The following is a 17,499-nucleotide window of genomic DNA, read 5'->3' as shown; positions in this document are numbered from 1 at the left end:
AGTTAGAATTTATATAAGTTTTCGTTCAATCTATAATTCTTATAAATATATATAAGAATTATCAGAAGTAATACTACGTCCAATCTGTTACGAATTATAGCAGATAAATCTGAATTATTTACAATATTAATAACAGAAAAAGAAATTCTATAAAGGACTATCTTTATAGCAAAATAATCATTAAAAAAAAGAAAGATATTGTCAATATATTTTAACAATCTACCGCTAATAAAAGATACTAATATTAAAGATAAATAGCCAAATTGATAGTAATGTACAGTTAGAAAATCTACAGGGACTCCTCCTGAAGGGTTAACTCCTAAAAGATAACCATATGCAGCTGTATTTACACTTGTTAAAGATACAATTAGTTCTTTATTAAAACCAAAAATACTTAATATACCACTAGGTATCATTGTAAACGGCCATATAATATAATCATAAAAATTGCGAAAACCGTTAGTTTCTATTAAATAATTTCGTATTGAAAAGTTCGTAAAAGGATAACTAAACTCACTTAAAAAATCTGTAATGAGATTGCTTTCTTTGTGGTAAAATTCACCATAAGAGATATAATTAAAAAGCCCATCCAAATAGCTTAGTAGGATTAATCCTGTTACAAAGAGTACGATTAAGCCAGTGAAATTCTGCTTTTTCTTTCCATTATTTCTCAACAAAAAAAGAAACGGCAAAAAGAAAATTACAAGTGGCGCTCTACCTTGGTTATATAATAAAAACAAAATGGCAAAAAACATCGCAAAAATAAACTTTATAAAAGCTATTCTTTTCTTTTTAAGTCTGTAAATGTATAAATATAAATAAGGAGGAATAAGTATTACTGTTGAAAGTGTTACAAACTGCAACGAACTAGAACTTATATAATCCGTTGTTGACTTATTTATTCCTCTTGTCACACTACCTAAAGATAAATATGCACTTAGTGAACCAACGTCCAGAATTACAATCATAATACTACTTACACCAATAATAAAAATGATATCAGTTAAACTATGTATTTTTTTGTATAGCTTATTAGGTACTTCTAAACTATTAGGTGTTTTTTTCTTTTCATTATTTTTTCCTTTAAAATTTAAATGATAAGATACTACAATTAAAGCTAGGCAGGCAAAGCTTATTAGCAAATTTAAAAAAAGCTCTTCATCTCCTAATTGATTTAACACTCTAGTAAAAATTGAAGTCTCATCTCTATACAATTTAAAGAAAGTTTGAATAAAGGGTACTAAAAAGTAAAACAGAGTATAGGTAAGAACGAACATACTAATAATGTTAAACCCTTTTTCTGAAATCATTTTCTTTACATATACATATATTATTAAAAATATAATTAAATAAACAATTAGTGAAAGAAAAGAAAAAATATTATTAATTTCCATACTATACTCCCTAAACTTAAGCTATTTTATCCAAGTTGAAGCCACAACTTTTTTTAAATATTTTCCTATAAAATAAGTGGTTAAAATAACTAAATGCATTTTGAATATCTACTTTCTTTGTTTTTATCATTTTATAAGAACCAATTATGTCTCTTTGCGAAATTAACTTGTAACGAAAAAGCTGTAAATTTATCATCTTGTAAAAAACTTTTTTTTCTTGCTCACTTAACTCTTCTATATGTGCTTTAAAAGTACTAACATAATGTTTGGTTATTTTGTCCATATCGAATTGCCGTTTATAAGAGTGGTGCCTATAATATACTAATCCCATTACATCTACATATGCTATTTTATATTTTTTTAGTAACCTAACTGTAAACTCGATATCTTGATTTCGTTCAAAAGTTTCATTGAACCCTTTCAGCTCTTTAAAGACATTCCTTCTAATCATTAAATTTGATCCAGCTTGAATAAATAGATTTCTACAAAGTTCTTCATAAAACAAACTGCCTTCCCTAGTCTCTGCACTAACAGTGTCTAGTTTACCATTTCTTAAGCGTTTATATTTAGTGTAGCAGGCTCCCCAAGCTTCATCTTTGCTCTCCAAACAATTATATTGAGCCTCTGCTTTACAAGGGAGAAATTCATCATCATCATCCAAAAGCATTATATATTTCCCCACAGAATTTTTAAAGCCGGTATTTCTTGCAGCGGAACCGTTCATATTATATTTATGCTTTATATACTTTACTTGAACATTATCGTAATATTCATTCATCACTTTTTCAGTTTCTTTTCTTGCTTGAGTGTTTGGATTATTATCATCAACTACAATAACTTCTATATCTTTAAAGGTTTGATTTAAAACGGAATTAATTGCTCTTTTTAGTTTATGTGGTCTATTATAAGTTGGAATAATGACACTTATTTTAATGTGCATATAAATCTCCTCCCCCAAACATTAATATATTTCTTCTAAGTATTTATGGACTACAATTTGTCTGTCAAATTTTTTTTCCACTATTCTCCGGCTTTGTAACCCCATTTGTAGCTTAGTCTTATTATCTAGTTGGATAAATTTTTCTATTTTCCTAAGTAAATCTGAAGTATTACATGGGTCTATAATCAATCCATTTCGACCATGATCAACAATTTCTTTACATCCACTGCGATTAGTTGTAATTATTGGTCTGCCACAGGCAGAAGCTTCTAATAAAACATTCGACATTCCTTCTGGATAAAAAGTTGGGTGAATTATACAATGGGCTTTTTTATAAAAGGGTTTAACATCTTTTTGCATTCCATGATAATTAATAATACCTTTTTTATGCATATCTTCAAGTCTATCTTTATAGGCTTCCTCACAATATCCAAGTATATGAAACTCTGTGAAATCATACTTGGATTTTATATGCTTAGCAGCATTTAAATACTCTTCAATACCTTTTTCCTTCATTATGCGTGCAACAAATAAAAAATGGACTTTTTCATTTGTTGGATATTCCATATAAGGATAATCATCTAAATTCACACCAGATCCAGGTATAATTTTAAACCGATTACTAACTACATTTTTTTTAACAAACAGATCCTTATTCTCATTATTTTGAAAGAATACGCATTTTGCCTTTTTTAAAGAGATTCTGTATAAAAATAAAGTTATTTTTTGCAACCACCCATTATTTTCTACCGCTGAACCTAAACCTGTTATATTAGCTACATATGAAACTCCATTAATCCTGCTAGCTATTCCACCATAAATATTCGGCTTTATAGTGTAGGTTAAAATTATATCAGGCTTACATTTCTTTACTAATTTTATGTATGTAATTAATAGCTTTAAATCAGTTAATGGATTCGTTCCTCTTCTATTAATCGTGGTGTCTATATACTTACACCCCATTTTTTTCAGTTCAGGAACTAAGTCTCCATATGGGAGCGATATATATACATCATTATTTATTACTAGTTCTTTAATTAATTCTTTCCTAAATTTGTATAAGCCTACATCATTATTAGCTAATATTAGAATTTTAGCCATTTTTTAATCTCCTAACTGGAACACCTACATATGTGCCTGACTTCTTTATATCTTTTACTACTGTTCCACCAGCACCAATTAGTGTATTAGCAATAATACTAATATTATTATTCACTATACTTCCTATACCTAACCATGACTCTGATCCAATTTGAACGTTTCCTGCTAAATGTGCCCCAGGAGAAACATGAACATAATCATTAATGATGTTATCATGATCTACAGTAGCGGCAGTGTTTATTATACAGCCGTTTCCAATTTTAGTACCGCTGTTAATGACTGCATTCGCCATTATTACCGTTCCTATGCCTATTACTACTTCTTCCCCAATACAAGCACTAGGATGTATTAATGTAGCAATTTCCCCATTTTCACAATTAATTTCCTCTTGAATATGCTTTCTTATTTCATTATTTCCGATACCTACAATAAAACTATATCTATGTACATGTTCAAATGCTTCATTGATAGTTCCAATTACTTCCAAGTCCAAAACTTCTTTTTTACTTGTATCATCATCTAAAAAAGCTATACTTTTCCATTGATTCATTTTCTTAGCAATATCAGCTAATACTTTACCGTGCCCACTAGCACCAATAATAAGTAGTTTATTTTTCATAAACTTGTTCTTCCCTCTCATTTCCATTAAAAGGTTCCATTGTAGCTGCAGTCTCTGAATTAATTCCTTCACGTACTATGGCTTTCTTTATAGTTATAAATATAATTTTCCAATCCCCTATAAAACTTACGTTATCAACATATTCTACATCATAATTAAATCTATCTTCCCAGCTAATAGCGTTTCTACCATTTACCTGAGCTAGTCCTGATAATCCTGGTCTTACTTCATGACGTCTTTTTTGATGTTCATTATACAGGGAGAGATACTGCATCAATAATGGTCTCGGACCAACAATGGACATATCACCTTTTAAAATATTAAAAAGCTCTGGTAATTCATCCAATGATGTAGATCTTAAAAGCTTACCAAATTTGGTCAGTCTTACGTCATCTGGCAAAAGCTCTCCATTTCTATCTTTTTCATCGGTCATTGTTCTAAACTTATACATAGTGAATATCTTTTCATTCATACCTGGTCTTTTTTGTTTAAAAAGAACTGGACTTCCAAGTTTAATTCTTACAAGAATTGTAATAAGAATAAAAACAGGGCTAAGTATTATAATAGCAATTAAAGACAGTATGAAATCCATAGGTCTTTTTAAAAACCTTTTATAAATACCACCCTTTTGTTTTTTCATTTTTATAACCACAACCCTCTAATTATCTTCACTACTCTTTCCAAGTCCGCATCTGTCATTTTTGTATCAGATGGTAAACATACACCATTAGCAAATAATTTTTCTGCAACATCATTACCAATAAAATCATATACTTTAAAAAATGGTTGCATATGCATTGGCTTCCAAATTGGTCTAGACTCGATATTTTCTTTTTCCAAAGCTCCCATAATATCGATTGGTCTTACTTTACCATTCAGAGTAATACAACTTAACCAACGATTTGGTGCATCAAAAGAATTTGTTGGCATAAATTCAATGCCTTCTAGATTTTCTAGCTCTTTCTTATAGTAATTAAAGATATAATTCTTCTTAGCGACACGACCATCTAACACTTTTAACTGTCCACGGCCAATGCCTGCCACTACATTACTCATGCGATAATTAAAGCCTAGTTCACTATGTTGATAGTGACGTGCTTTATCTCTAGCTTGGGTAGCCCAAAAACGTGCTTTTGCAATTTTTTCTTCATTATTAGAAATAAGCATTCCGCCACCTGAAGTAGTAATAATTTTATTACCATTAAAGGAGAAAATTCCGTAGTCTCCAAATGTACCGGTTTGCTTGCCCTTATAGTATGTACCTAATGATTCTGCTGCGTCTTCTATTAAAGCAACATCATGCTTATTGCATATATCTATTATTCTATCCATATCTGCAGAAAGACCATATAAATGAACGACAATAACCGCTTTTGAATTAGGATATTTTTTAAATGCTTCTTCTAGTGCTTCTGGATCCATATTCCACGTCTTTTCATCGCTATCTATAAAAACAGGTGTGGCAGATTGATAGATGATCGGATTAGCTGATGCAGAAAACGTAAGTGACGGGCAAAATACGACATCTCCTTCACCAACACCTGCTGCTTTTAAAGCCAAGTGAATAGCAGCAGTCCCAGAAGATAGTGCTGCTGCTGATTTTATTCCAACCTTATCTGCCAATTCGTTTTCAAATTGGTTCACATTCTCACCTAGTGGAGCTATCCAATTCGTGTCAAACGCTTCATGGACATATTGTAATTCATAACCTTCTTCACTCATATGAGGTGATGCTAAAAATATCCGCTCATCCATGTTAAAGACTACCCTTCTATTTAAACTGATGCTTTTTCTTCCTGCACTTTCTCCACTAAATACTTCAATAAGTCGTCACGAATTTCTTCGTTTTCTAATGCTAAATCAATTGTTGTTTTCACAAAGCCGAGCTTTTCCCCAACATCATAGCGTTTCCCTTCAAAGTCATAGGCGTAGACGTTTTGCACTTCATTTAGCTTTTGAATCGCATCGGTTAATTGAATTTCTCCGCCAGCGCCAATCTCTTGCTTATCAAGGAAGGTAAAGATTTCCGGTGTTAACACGTAACGGCCCATGATCGCCAAGTTGGATGGTGCGGTACCTTGTTTTGGTTTTTCGACAAAGTGATCCACCTGATAACGACGACCTTCAATCGTATTCGGGTCGACTATTCCATAGCGATGCGTTTCACTATCTGGTACTTGCTGTACACCAACAACGGGAGACTGTGTTTCTTCAAATTGGTCAATCAACTGGCGAAGTCCAGGTGTAGCAGCTTGAACGATATCGTCCCCAAGTAAAACGGCGAATGGTTCATTGCCAATAAATTTGCGAGCACACCAAACGGCGTGACCTAATCCTTTAGGTTCTTTTTGGCGAATATAATGAATATCGACCTTGGAAGGATGCTTTACCTTTTCAAGTAAATCAAACTTCTCCTTTTTAATCAAGTTGTCTTCCAGTTCAAAATTGTTATCAAAATGATCCTCGATGGCGCGTTTTCCTTTTCCTGTTACAATAATAATATCTTCAATTCCTGATTCCACTGCCTCTTCAACAATATATTGAATCGTTGGCTTATCTACAATCGGTAGCATTTCTTTCGGCATCGCTTTTGTTGCAGGCAGGAATCTCGTCCCTAATCCCGCCGCTGGAATAATGGCTTTTTTAATCGTACGCATAAATGAATCCCCCTTCATCGTTTACGAACCTTTCACTGTGACGTAACTATGTTCCATATAAACTATCTGCATAAGTGCGTCTTTCAAGTCTTTGCGTGTATAATTTTCAAAGCTATGAATAATTTCGTTTATTACGTCCTGATCGACTGCAGACGTTTTGCCAACATAAATCTTTTCGTATACTGCTTCCGAATGTACTTCATCTTCTCCAAGCAGCTCCTCGTACATCTTTTCACCCGGCCGGATGCCTGTAAATTCAATAGGTATTTCTTCTTCTGTATAGCCAGATAGCTTAATCAAATTTTTCGCAAGGTCAACGATTTTTACCGGTTCTCCCATATCAAGAACAAAAATTTCGCCGCCTCTCGCCAAAGTTCCAGCTTGAATAACAAGGCGGGAAGCTTCTGGAATGGTCATGAAGTAACGCGTCATTTCTGGATCGGTTACCGTAACTGGACCACCTGCCGCGATCTGTTTCTTAAATAGTGGGATGACGCTCCCTCTACTACCTAATACGTTACCAAAACGGACTGCAGTAAATTTCGTTTTACTACGCACTGCTAAGTCTTGGATCACCATTTCCGCAATGCGTTTTGTCGCTCCCATCACATTTGTCGGGTTGACGGCCTTATCCGTTGAAACTAATACGAATGTATGTATACCGAATGTAGCCGCAGCCTCCGCGGCATTTTTCGTACCAATAATATTATTTTTTACCGCTTCGTGCGGATTTTGCTCCATTAATGGGACGTGCTTGTGCGCTGCTGCATGATACACAATGCGCGGTTTGTACGTTTCCATAATTTCAAACATCCGATCACGGTCTTGTACATCACCGATAACAGGTACGATTTCAATGCCTGTGTCGCGATATTTCTCCCGTAATTCCATATCAATCGTATAAATGCTGAATTCGCCATGACCTACTAAAATGATTTTCCTCGGAGAAAATTTCATCACTTGCCGGCATATTTCGGAACCAATTGACCCACCTGCTCCAGTTATCATAACCGTTTTTTGCGTGACATATCTGGAAATCGCATGAATATCAAGTTCCACAGGTTCACGTCCCAATAAGTCCTCGACTTCGACATTTTTCAAGCTACTGGCAGTAATCTTTCCCGTCATTAAATCTTCAATTTTCGGGATCATTTGAACCTTTGCTTTCGTCTGACTACAAAATTCTACAATTTTTTTCAATTGACCATTACGAAGCGACGGGATCGCGATAACAATATGTTCAATCTCCATATCATCAACGATTTTTGGAATATCCCGCACCCTTCCTTTTACAGGGATATTATATAATTGCATTTTCTGTTTCGTTAAATCATCATCGACAAACGCAACTGGACACAACTCTGCTTCTTGGCTCTGATCACGTAATTGGCGCGCAATCATCGCACCAGCTGCTCCAGCGCCGACAATAAGCGTTCTTTTATGTACACGGTTATCTTTGATATATCTGTCACGTACTACACGCCAAAAAAATCTAGAACCACCAATAAATATAATATGTAACATCCATGTTACAAGCAGGGCTCGCTTGTAAATACTAAAGTTATTTGCAAGAAATTGTACAACTGTTGCGCCAAGTACAGAAAACGTTACGGCCTGAACGATGGCAATTAACTCACCAACACTGGCGTAGGCCCATACTTTGTTATACAGCTTAAAAATGTACGCAAATATATGATGAAAAATTAAAAGTGCAACTGCGCTAATAACGATTGCGTCGATGCTGACAACAGAGGTATAAGGGTATACGACCCACGAGGCAATAAAAATAGCAGTCGTAACAATTACCGAGTCTAGCAAAATTAACAGACCTAGCCTAGATTTGTACCCCATATGAATGCTCCTTCCTGTCTGATTACATTGTTGTGATTAAGACTTTGGAGATGAGTTTTTCAGGCGTTTTTTGTAGATTATTGTATAGCTATATTGTTAACTCTCATCCCTTAACAACTTTAGCTGTTTGTCTAGCAATGTTTTTATATCGACATTTTTAAAATATTGTTAAACTCTAAACATGCCAAGTTAAATAAAAGATACGAGTCATGTATATCCTACGTATACAAACTAAACATTATCTAAAAACAGCAAGCATAGCAAAACGTGTTTGAAAACAGCACGGTTCCATGCTGTTTGGATTGGATTCACGTTTCTTCGATGTACATGCGTATAATAACGAACAATTTATATGTAATAAACTCTACTGTTTTCTATATTTCTATGTTTATTCGATAGCAAGAGTGTGCGCTAACGCACATTTTCATCATACTATATACCTAGTCATAATTTTAGTTACTTCTAGAAATAAAAGTCATAACAGAAGTAATGGTAATAGATGTAAAGATTTTCAAATCAATAGGAAGTCTCGAAAACACTTCATCGATTATGTGACTGGCTTTTTTTCTAGCAACTCTTTAAAATAGGTCATTAATTGCTTGCGATTATTCATTTGAAACGTTTGATAAATACTGCTAATATAATTCTTTACCGTCCCTTCACTTAAGTAAAGGCGCTGTGCAATATCTTTATTGGAAAGGCCTTCCGCCAACAAGTACGCAATATCAAGTTCTCGTTTAGAAAGATGGATTCCCAAATGCTTAAACGCTTCATCAAGCACTTCTCGTTTATCAAGCTTGCGCTCTAAAATGCGTTTAGCCAAAATTCGCGCAACTTCACCAGCAAAGACTACTTCACCACGCATAACCGAGTGCATGCAAGCAATCAGATGGTCCCCGTGTAAGTTTTTCAGTACAAATCCATCTGCCCCCGCATAAATAGCAGCTACAATCAAATCTTCATCTGTAAAGGAGGTGAGTACGAGAATTTTCACGTCTGGTTGCGACTCTTTCATGTGCAATATGAGTTTGATTGCGTCTGTATGAGGCATATGGATATCTATTAAAACCAAATTCGGTCGACACTCTTTGAAGTAAAGAATACTTGTCTTTCCATTCGTTGCCGTTGACACGACTTGCATATCTTGCTCCTGCATGAGCAATGCTTCCATTCCGTCTATAAACAACTGTTGGTCATCCACGATCATGACGCGTATCAATGCGCTCCCCCCTACCTTATTAAATGAACCATCTTGATCTTGGCACAACTGACAAGTACCTTAGTTCATATCGCTAGCGCAAACGTATTCCCAAGAAATGATTACAAATGCCATTGCTTAGTGCCTGCAGCTATGGCATTTGTAATCTGGATGAAGCTTCTAAACAAACCTTTAAAGGTGCGTCAATTCATAACAACAAAACAACACTATTTTTATCATTACGGGACGGGACTATAACCTATTAATCCATAAAAGATTCGAAACGTAGGTTCATTATCTCAGCGCTGAGACTGTATCTCCGCTAAATGAAGGCCCTATATCCATATACGAAAGATGAAACACTAAAAAGTTAATTTAATGTTCATATCTATGTCTTATATACTAATAACACAGGTTAACAATTTATCCCAGCTCAAAGCATCACATTTAAGAATAAGAAATGGTAATTGCCTAACTATATAGCATCTTTACAAGCTGTTTCAGACCACATTTGCATTCTAATTTAGGTCGCTTGATTTAATGTATCGTATAAGAACACACGCTTAAAATAACCCAAGAAATTTCTTCTTCTTTTTAATCCGTAATGGCTCTAAACGGTTGACGTAGTCATTGTCAACTAGTAGATTGCTATTTTCTAAAAACATGTAGAAATAGTCACCGCCAAAACTTTTCTTTATATCTTCATAGGCTTCCTGCAAATAAAAGGCTCTTGAAGTAGTATTATGTGCATCGGAAGCAATAAAATGTGTCAAGTTTGCTCCAATGATTTGTATCGTGAATTTTTGAATATCTTTTCCAAATTTCCCACCCACACTGCCTGCTGTTACTTGTGTAAGAGCTCCCTTAGACACCAATTCATATAATAGATTCGGATGCTCCAAGAGTGCCCTGTTCCTTTCTGGATGCACAATAATCGGCGTATAACCTTCCACTTGAATATCGAATAACAGCTGTGTAGTATACCGTGGAACAGAATCAGAAGGGAATTCCACAAATACATACTTGCTATAATTCAGTGGGAGAAGTTCATTTTGCCTTATACCTTCTACCATTTCGCCATAAATACGTGTTTCCTGACCAGGCAAAACCGTAAGCGGAACACCTTCTCGTTTAAGGAAATCGTTTAAAATCTCCACACTATTTTCAATTTCCCAACGAAAATTATTAAACGCACCATTTTGATGATGCGGTGTCGCAATGATTGTATGTATTCCTTGTTCTATAGCTGCTTTCGCCATTTTTAGACTTTGTTCTTCATTTTTCGCACCGTCATCAATACCAGGTAATATATGACTATGAATATCTATCATTGCATTCACATCCTATTTTTCTTACCCATTCTCTCTTATAAACTTAGGTAAATTATAACAAACAATCATTTGACGTGCACTTTGTATGATGAAATCCTTAAAATTTTTTTAACATATTCGGGTGACTTTTAGCCGAAAAAATAAACCTACACCTCGTATTTAGGAAACTCCTTATCCCAAAGAATAAGGAGTGTCGCTTATTTCGCTCCGTAATAGTAATAATAATTGGACTGTTTCTTTTCCCGATCGTTTAACACTGTCCCTAGTAATTTTGCTCTAGCTGGCTTCAATGATTCGACAGCTTTTTGCGCCCCTTCGACCTCTGTTTGCTTGCTCCTGACTACAAGTATCGAACCGTCTACAATATTGGCCAAAATCTGCGCATCGGTCACAGCTAGCACTGGCGGCGTATCAAAAATAATGATATCGTAAGTAGCTTTTAATGTCTCCAGCAGTTGTTTCATTTTTTGGGAAGCTAGTAATTCCGATGGGTTAGGTGGAATTGGACCGCAAGACATAACTTCTAAATAATCGACGTCACTGTGTTGCACAACCTGTTCCAATGAACTTTCGCCAACCAAAAGGTTACTAAGCCCCCGTAAATTATCAAGGCGAAACGTATAGTGTACTGTCGGTTTACGTAAATCAGCATCTATAAGTAACACTTTTTTTCCTTGTTGCGCATACACAACTGCTAAGTTAGCAGCCGTCATAGATTTACCTTCACCTGGCCCAGAAGAAGTAACGAGTAGCGTGTGAATTTCTTCATCCACAGATGCAAAATCAATGTTCGTACGAATGGTACGATACTGTTCAGAAATAGGGGATTTGGGATTCAATTTCGCAATTAAATGACGCATTTTCGTTCCTGGTCTAGACGGATTTTTTCTGCGTAACATGGTGACGCCCCCTTTCCTGATTGCTTGGCTGTGGTCGGAATTGCTGGTCGCTAATATCCTTTTCCTCGATGGAAGAGATCGCGCCAAGCACTGGCGTGCCAAGTTGTTTTTCTACATCTTCTTCACTCGTAATCGTATTATCCAAGTATTCCAGTAGAAATGCGATACCAACACCGATCATCGCACCAAGCACGATAGCAATGGCTATATTTAACATGGAATTTGGCGAAACTGGGGACGGGTTTGGTCCAAGTTCAGCTTCGGATAAAATGTTTACATTATCGACATTCATTAATTCAGGAATTTCGTTTTGAAACGTAGTAACAGTTGTGTTCGCCATCTCAACAGCAAGTTTAGGGCTTGAATCGGTGGCTGTCACCGTTACAACCTGTGATTGCTCCTCACTGGAAACCTGAATTTTTTGTGCCAGCTCATCACTCGTCATATCTAAGTTAAGTTCATCTACAACCTGATTTAGGATGCGCGCACTTTTAATAATGACATTATATGTATTAATGAGTTCCACATTCGTTCGTATTTCTTCGACATTGTACTGCATTTGAGAATCTTGCTGACTTTGGTTAACGATAAAGGAAGAATTGGCTTCATATGTTGGCGTTAACACAAAATAGCTAACGATCGCAGCAATCACCGCAGCACCAAATATACATGCCAAAATAAGCATTATACGCTTTTTTAAGACAGCAAATATCTCCTTTAAGGAAATCGTCTCTTCCATAAAGTTACCTCCATTTTCTATTTAACTAGCATTGTTAGCTGATAACCTAGTATTGAATTATAACATAAAACGACAACGATTTGATGGTAAATTTATGAAATTAATGAGTGGAAATAGGTAAAAAGTGCACCCACTAAACGTAAACATTATTATATTACATTCTAATTACAAATAACTTGTCAATTATTTGCAAATTAACACAGAATATCAAATTAATTATTAGCAAATAATTTCCAGTATAACCCTCTATTTGTTAGAAAAGATGAAGAAATAGCGAATTTTCATATGAAAATTTAGGTGAATGTTAGGTAACCAATTTTAAAAAACAGCTAAAAATAATTTTCAGGCGCTAATCTTAACAATAATCTCTATTTTGAAGACATTTTGAAGAATATTGGCTTTGTTTAGTATATGTTGACTGTCAGTTTGTAATATATGTATATTCTTAATAATCATGTAGTATCTAATTAATTTCAGCCATTTGAAAAAATCAATCTATTAAAGTAAAAATTCCATTAGGGTCACTTCCATGCTTGACCCTAATGGCAAGCACGGGAGCGCAGGTTTTTAAAAGAAGACTATTCATGAGGCTACTACCGTATTTCTTGGTTGTCCTGACGCAATTCTTTATAACTGTCAACCTTCTATATTCATCTGAATGAATATGGACTTCTTTATTTGCTTTCCATCACTGGATTTAGCGTTTTGAATGTGGGATAAAAACTATTTAGTTAAAAAGAACGCCTTGAAAAATCTAATGGTGATGTAATTTTAAGCTCAATTAAAACACGGTAAGACTTATTGTTTTTATAGTTATTTTACTCTCCCACGGCTAAACAGACTAAAGACCTGATAATTTTTCGCTGTTTTTTTGAATTAAAACTTCAAATTTCGGGATAAAGGCCCGATATTAGATTAAATCGGAACTTTACGACTAGTTCTTTAGTTTGCCCAAGATGAGTTAGTCTGGATGAGAAAAACAATAGAGAACAATACAAAACTACCACTTCCGTCATAGTGCCTACATGCCATAAACTATAAAAATCACCAGGTCAAAGAGGTTAAGTCGGCAGCTTTACTTAGTTTGAAACAAAAACATATTCACTCAGCCAGTCGTTTTTAAAGCTAGTTTGTAGTCTTTTAACACTAGTGCCATTGAACTGTTTTTATAGGTTAGCACCCAAAAAAACTATTTCTTTAACTAATACTATATGCGTTACTACACGGGATGCTAAATAGTAGTTTACTTACTTTTTTTAAGGGAATTTTGTATATCATAATTACCCTCTCCACCACGTGGGCAAAAAAGAGTAAAAAGGATCGAGGTGACCCAATACCTCACCGCGTCCTTGAAAAAGAAAAACACTTTTTCTGTGTACGATGTATTGCTATCTTAGTTTTTCTTGCCCTATTACTACGCCGACTCTAGCATGTCCTGTTTCTCCTAAGTGCAAGTCAGCGAAGATTCGTAGCGCTCTTGTACAGGATGTACTGACTCTTACGTCTGCCATAAGACTTTTAGGCAGTTTTGCAGGAGACTCATGCAATACAGATACATGAGCATTAGTATAGGTATTATTATAGTTCATGCGCACGGAGGAAAATAAGTATCTTTTTCAGGGAATGAAGGACAAGGCAACTAGGAACAATCGATACTTCAATTTTTAGGTTATTTTAACAACCCCTTAAAGCTTAATCTATCGTTCTCTATTCTAAGACTAGTTGAACAGGCCAACAAAGAACTCAAAGTCATTGTGAGCCAAATTTTGACAAGCATCTAAAGATCAGTCGAAAAATATTTCAAAATAAACAAGGAGGATTATTTAATGACTAACAAAAAAGTCTTAATGTCCGTAACAGCAGGAGCAGCAATTGCGTCAGCACTTTTCGCCGCTGAAGAGGCAGAAGCCGCATCGTATAAAGTAAAAAGTGGTGACTCATTGTGGACAATTGCCCAGAAATATAACACAAGTGTATCGAAACTGAAGTCCATTAATAATTTGTCCAGCGACTTAATCTTCCCGAGCCAAATCATTCAAACAACCAAAAATGGAAATTCATCTGGATCTAACAACTCCAATTCTAATTCCGGCAGTTCCAATAGCGGAGCCAACAGCAATGCTAATACATACACTGTAAAACGAGGAGATACATTAAGCGGAATCGCCTTTAAACACAATATTTCCATTCGTGATCTGATGAAATGGAATAACCTTAATTCCACTTTAATCTATCCTGGAAATGTTTTTGTTGTAAATAAAAATGGATCCACTGGCAATTCTGGTTCAAGTAATTCTGGTTCTGGTAGTAGCTCAAGTAGTTCAAATGGATCGGGTAGCTCATCAAAGACATATGTCGTAAAATCTGGTGATACACTCTCTGAAATTGCAGCAAAATACAAAGTTTCGGTTTCTAATTTAAAGCGATGGAACAACCTACGTTCCGATTTAATTGTGGTTGGACAAAAACTTAGCATCGGAAAGAACGCAAGCAGTGGCGGCTCCAATAGTTCAGGCGGTGGAAGCAGTTCGACCGGTAATAGCGGAGGCGGTTCTACTGGAAATGCTAACGTTGACTTTAACGTGAACAAAGTGGTTAGTACTGCAAAAGGCTTCCAAGGCGTTCCTTATGTCTGGGGCGGTTCTTCACCATCTGGCTTTGATTGTAGTGGCTTTATTCATTACGTATACAATAAAGGCGGCAAAAGCATGGGGCGAACATCAAGTACCGGTTACTACAACCGTTCTTATCATATCAATAATCCAAAAGTAGGCGACCTTGTCTTCTTCGCAGGTACTTACCGTCCAGGAATTTCACATCTAGGCGTGTACCTAGGTAACGGCAACTTTATTCACGCTGGATCTAACGGCGTCGAAATTAGCAATCTAAGTAACTCTTACTGGAAGAAACATTTCGATAGTTTTAAACGGTTTTATTAAAGTAGAACATGCTCTTATTAAGAGCATGTTTTTTCTTTCATTAAAGCAGATAGACATACGATGTCATTTACAAAAAACTGTACTACATAAAACAGACCTTCTCTGCTGGTCGGTTTTTCACCTTAGGAAGTTCTTTTGGCTCCAGATGACTTCCTTTCAACAGGGATAAATTTGCTTGATCGCTTCAGAGGAATTATAGAATTTAAACAAACTGTCCCTGAGTAATTGCTGGTTAATTTTATCGACTTTTCCATGATCGCTTACCTTGTATCGAAGTAAAGCAAGAAAAGTTCGAAAACAAGTTTAATTTTATATAATGTGTATTACTTCACATAAAACTTATAAAAACAGACAAAATCCAAAAACAAAATATAGGTTTAAAACCTTTTGTTTATACAATTTTGTCTGTATCCTTAAGTTAATTTATTTAAAAGCGGAGTTAACCTCCAATTTCGAACATCTTTAAGCAAACTGGAGATGGAATTACATACTCCGTACCTATATATTTGGGAGTGCCATTTTCTTCTATTTCCATTACAACGACATTATCCGAATGCTCATTAGCTATAAACATATGTCTATCATTAGGACAAATTACAAAGTTTCGTGGCCATGTTCCTTTAGTAGACACATTACTGACATAAGATAGATCCCCAGATTTTTGCACTAAAAAAACCGAAATACTGTTATGACCTCTGTTTGATACATATAAAAATGGCTTTTGTGCAGCTAAGTGAATATCAGCCCCATAATTAGTTATTGCGTGACTTTCTTGGGGAACTAAAGCACATTTATGGGATAGAGGGTTCCTTTTTTCTAGCTGGTGATTTTCAAAAGGCAATGTACTGATTTCTTGTACAGTTTCCAAATGAGTAATCGATTCATTATAACAAAGGGCAGTTACAGTGGACTGAAATTCATTGGCCACGTAGACTCTGCGGTAATTTGGTGAAATAGCAATGTGTCTAGGACCAGTTTGTGAAGACAATACCAGATTATATTGTAGATGCAATTTCCCCTCAGAAAGCAAGTATAAATAAACGCAGCTTAGTCCGAGGTCCGTTACAATAAACTTAGATGTTTGTGGAATTTGAGTAATAGCATGTGGATGAGAGCCAGTTTTGTGTACAATATGGTCAGATAATGCTCCAATTGTATTATCTGAAAGCAATGTATATACGGACAACGAGCCGTCTCCATAGTTAACAGTAAATAAATGTGAATTTGATTCATCAACCAAAACATAGCATGGTCCATTTCCACATAATTGATCACTAGTCTGATTTATAATTACTCTTTTACCTTCAAACACTGGCTCCTCCGGAAACCTCTCTTTCTGCTCTAGATCTAGTTTCTCGCAGGGATTTACTGCCTGTTCTTGGCTTGATCCTCTTCTTTGTTTACTGTAGCGTATCTCCTGTAGCGAATCTTCTACCTGCGGACCGTTCCCCTCATTTAATGGATCACCATGTTTATCACAGTCTAACTTTAAGAAAGAATGGTTTTGATTATAATGTGACTGAAATTGATTATCCATATGAGAGCAATTCCCTTGTTGTTTGTCTGGCTTCTTAATCCAGCTATTCCCTTTTTGTAAATTAAATGACATCACCTTCCCTTGCTCTACTTCGCTTATAGCATAGAGTGCATTTTGGCGCTGGTTAAGTGTTAAATAGGAAGGGTTTTTTACACCGTTAATAGAATCTAACAGCTTGAGAGAAGCAGACTTTGGTTCCCACTGTACCAACTGTATTGTATTGTCAGTCTCATTGCCATAAGTTCCGATAAACATCAACATGTCGCACATTGTATCCATGTATACGCAGCATCC

The 17,499-nt window shown here is 35.4% G+C and carries 14 protein-coding genes; 1 reads left to right on the top strand and 13 read right to left on the bottom strand.

The genetic code is table 11. The annotated features are described in order from the left end of the window. Nucleotides 1–2 precede the first annotated feature (2 nt). From D1839_RS15315 to D1839_RS15260, 12 genes are all read right to left on the bottom strand, one after another. Nucleotides 3–1,394 (bottom strand): O-antigen polymerase, encoded by a 1,392-nt coding sequence (locus tag D1839_RS15315; protein ID WP_120380770.1) that lies wholly within the window; start codon nucleotides 1,392–1,394, stop codon nucleotides 3–5. Between the two features lie 16 nt (nucleotides 1,395–1,410). Then, nucleotides 1,411–2,334: a glycosyltransferase family 2 protein gene (locus D1839_RS15310; protein WP_120380769.1), complete on the bottom strand. Its 924-nt coding sequence runs from the start codon at nucleotides 2,332–2,334 to the stop codon at nucleotides 1,411–1,413. 21 nt (nucleotides 2,335–2,355) lie between these two features. Further along, on the bottom strand, nucleotides 2,356–3,435 hold the full coding sequence (locus tag D1839_RS15305) for a glycosyltransferase family 4 protein (RefSeq protein WP_120380768.1): 1,080 nt from the start codon (nucleotides 3,433–3,435) through the stop codon (nucleotides 2,356–2,358). After that, a complete protein-coding gene (locus D1839_RS15300; RefSeq protein ID WP_120380767.1) occupies nucleotides 3,428–4,054 on the bottom strand; it encodes an acetyltransferase in 627 nt (208 codons plus the stop codon). The genes D1839_RS15305 and D1839_RS15300 overlap by 8 nt, the downstream gene beginning before the upstream one ends. Then, nucleotides 4,044–4,694: a sugar transferase gene (locus D1839_RS15295; RefSeq protein WP_207710063.1), complete on the bottom strand. Its 651-nt coding sequence runs from the start codon at nucleotides 4,692–4,694 to the stop codon at nucleotides 4,044–4,046. Before D1839_RS15295 ends, D1839_RS15300 begins: the two co-directional genes overlap by 11 nt. Nucleotides 4,695–4,696: 2 nt before the next feature. Then, entirely contained in the window at nucleotides 4,697–5,809 is a 1,113-nt protein-coding gene (locus D1839_RS15290) for a DegT/DnrJ/EryC1/StrS family aminotransferase (RefSeq protein ID WP_120380766.1), read from the bottom strand. A gap of 20 nt (nucleotides 5,810–5,829) precedes the next feature. Next, complete coding sequence (gene galU, locus D1839_RS15285; protein WP_120380765.1) at nucleotides 5,830–6,711, bottom strand: UTP--glucose-1-phosphate uridylyltransferase GalU; 882 nt, start codon at nucleotides 6,709–6,711, stop codon at nucleotides 5,830–5,832. A gap of 21 nt (nucleotides 6,712–6,732) precedes the next feature. After that, nucleotides 6,733–8,562, bottom strand: a complete 1,830-nt coding sequence (locus tag D1839_RS15280) for a polysaccharide biosynthesis protein (protein ID WP_120380764.1) — start codon at nucleotides 8,560–8,562, stop codon at nucleotides 6,733–6,735. A gap of 547 nt (nucleotides 8,563–9,109) precedes the next feature. Beyond that, nucleotides 9,110–9,781 (bottom strand): response regulator transcription factor, encoded by a 672-nt coding sequence (locus D1839_RS15275; protein WP_120380763.1) that lies wholly within the window; start codon nucleotides 9,779–9,781, stop codon nucleotides 9,110–9,112. Nucleotides 9,782–10,323: 542 nt separating this feature from the next. Next, nucleotides 10,324–11,091 carry a tyrosine-protein phosphatase gene (locus D1839_RS15270; RefSeq protein ID WP_120380762.1) on the bottom strand — a complete coding sequence of 256 codons (768 nt, stop codon included), beginning with the start codon at nucleotides 11,089–11,091 and terminating at the stop codon, nucleotides 10,324–10,326. Between the two features lie 197 nt (nucleotides 11,092–11,288). Beyond that, on the bottom strand, nucleotides 11,289–11,990 hold the full coding sequence (locus D1839_RS15265; protein ID WP_120380761.1) for a CpsD/CapB family tyrosine-protein kinase: 702 nt from the start codon (nucleotides 11,988–11,990) through the stop codon (nucleotides 11,289–11,291). After that, nucleotides 11,965–12,729: a YveK family protein gene (locus D1839_RS15260; RefSeq protein WP_120380760.1), complete on the bottom strand. Its 765-nt coding sequence runs from the start codon at nucleotides 12,727–12,729 to the stop codon at nucleotides 11,965–11,967. Before D1839_RS15260 ends, D1839_RS15265 begins: the two co-directional genes overlap by 26 nt. Nucleotides 12,730–14,555: 1,826 nt before the next feature. On the opposite strand from D1839_RS15260, the gene D1839_RS15255 reads away from it, so the two are divergent. Then, entirely contained in the window at nucleotides 14,556–15,668 is a 1,113-nt protein-coding gene (locus tag D1839_RS15255; protein ID WP_120380759.1) for a C40 family peptidase, read from the top strand. 439 nt (nucleotides 15,669–16,107) lie between these two features. On the opposite strand, the gene D1839_RS15250 is transcribed toward D1839_RS15255, so the two are convergent. Beyond that, complete coding sequence (locus D1839_RS15250; protein WP_120380758.1) at nucleotides 16,108–17,484, bottom strand: lactonase family protein; 1,377 nt, start codon at nucleotides 17,482–17,484, stop codon at nucleotides 16,108–16,110. Between the last annotated feature and the right edge of the window lie 15 nt (nucleotides 17,485–17,499).

The organism is Roseburia sp. 1XD42-34, assembly GCF_009917385.1.
Lineage (GTDB): Bacteria > Bacillota > Bacilli > Bacillales > Amphibacillaceae > Virgibacillus.
Note: the sequence above shows the minus strand (reverse complement) of the source record. Positions and strands in the feature narration are given on the sequence as shown.

Bases quoted from the DNA above. Each gene is read 5' to 3' on its own strand.
- D1839_RS15315 (WP_120380770.1), bottom strand. From the start codon at position 1,394: ATGGAAATTAATAATATTTTTTCTTTTCTTTCACTAATTGTTTATTTA.
- D1839_RS15310 (WP_120380769.1), bottom strand. From the start codon at position 2,334: ATGCACATTAAAATAAGTGTCATTATTCCAACTTATAATAGACCACAT.
- D1839_RS15305 (WP_120380768.1), bottom strand. From the start codon at position 3,435: ATGGCTAAAATTCTAATATTAGCTAATAATGATGTAGGCTTATACAAA.
- D1839_RS15300 (WP_120380767.1), bottom strand. From the start codon at position 4,054: ATGAAAAATAAACTACTTATTATTGGTGCTAGTGGGCACGGTAAAGTA.
- D1839_RS15295 (WP_207710063.1), bottom strand. From the start codon at position 4,694: ATGAAAAAACAAAAGGGTGGTATTTATAAAAGGTTTTTAAAAAGACCT.
- D1839_RS15290 (WP_120380766.1), bottom strand. From the start codon at position 5,809: ATGGATGAGCGGATATTTTTAGCATCACCTCATATGAGTGAAGAAGGT.
- galU (WP_120380765.1), bottom strand. From the start codon at position 6,711: ATGCGTACGATTAAAAAAGCCATTATTCCAGCGGCGGGATTAGGGACG.
- D1839_RS15280 (WP_120380764.1), bottom strand. From the start codon at position 8,562: ATGGGGTACAAATCTAGGCTAGGTCTGTTAATTTTGCTAGACTCGGTA.
- D1839_RS15270 (WP_120380762.1), bottom strand. From the start codon at position 11,091: ATGATAGATATTCATAGTCATATATTACCTGGTATTGATGACGGTGCG.
- D1839_RS15265 (WP_120380761.1), bottom strand. From the start codon at position 11,990: ATGTTACGCAGAAAAAATCCGTCTAGACCAGGAACGAAAATGCGTCAT.
- D1839_RS15260 (WP_120380760.1), bottom strand. From the start codon at position 12,729: ATGGAAGAGACGATTTCCTTAAAGGAGATATTTGCTGTCTTAAAAAAG.
- D1839_RS15255 (WP_120380759.1), top strand. From the start codon at position 14,556: ATGACTAACAAAAAAGTCTTAATGTCCGTAACAGCAGGAGCAGCAATT.
- D1839_RS15250 (WP_120380758.1), bottom strand. From the start codon at position 17,484: ATGGATACAATGTGCGACATGTTGATGTTTATCGGAACTTATGGCAAT.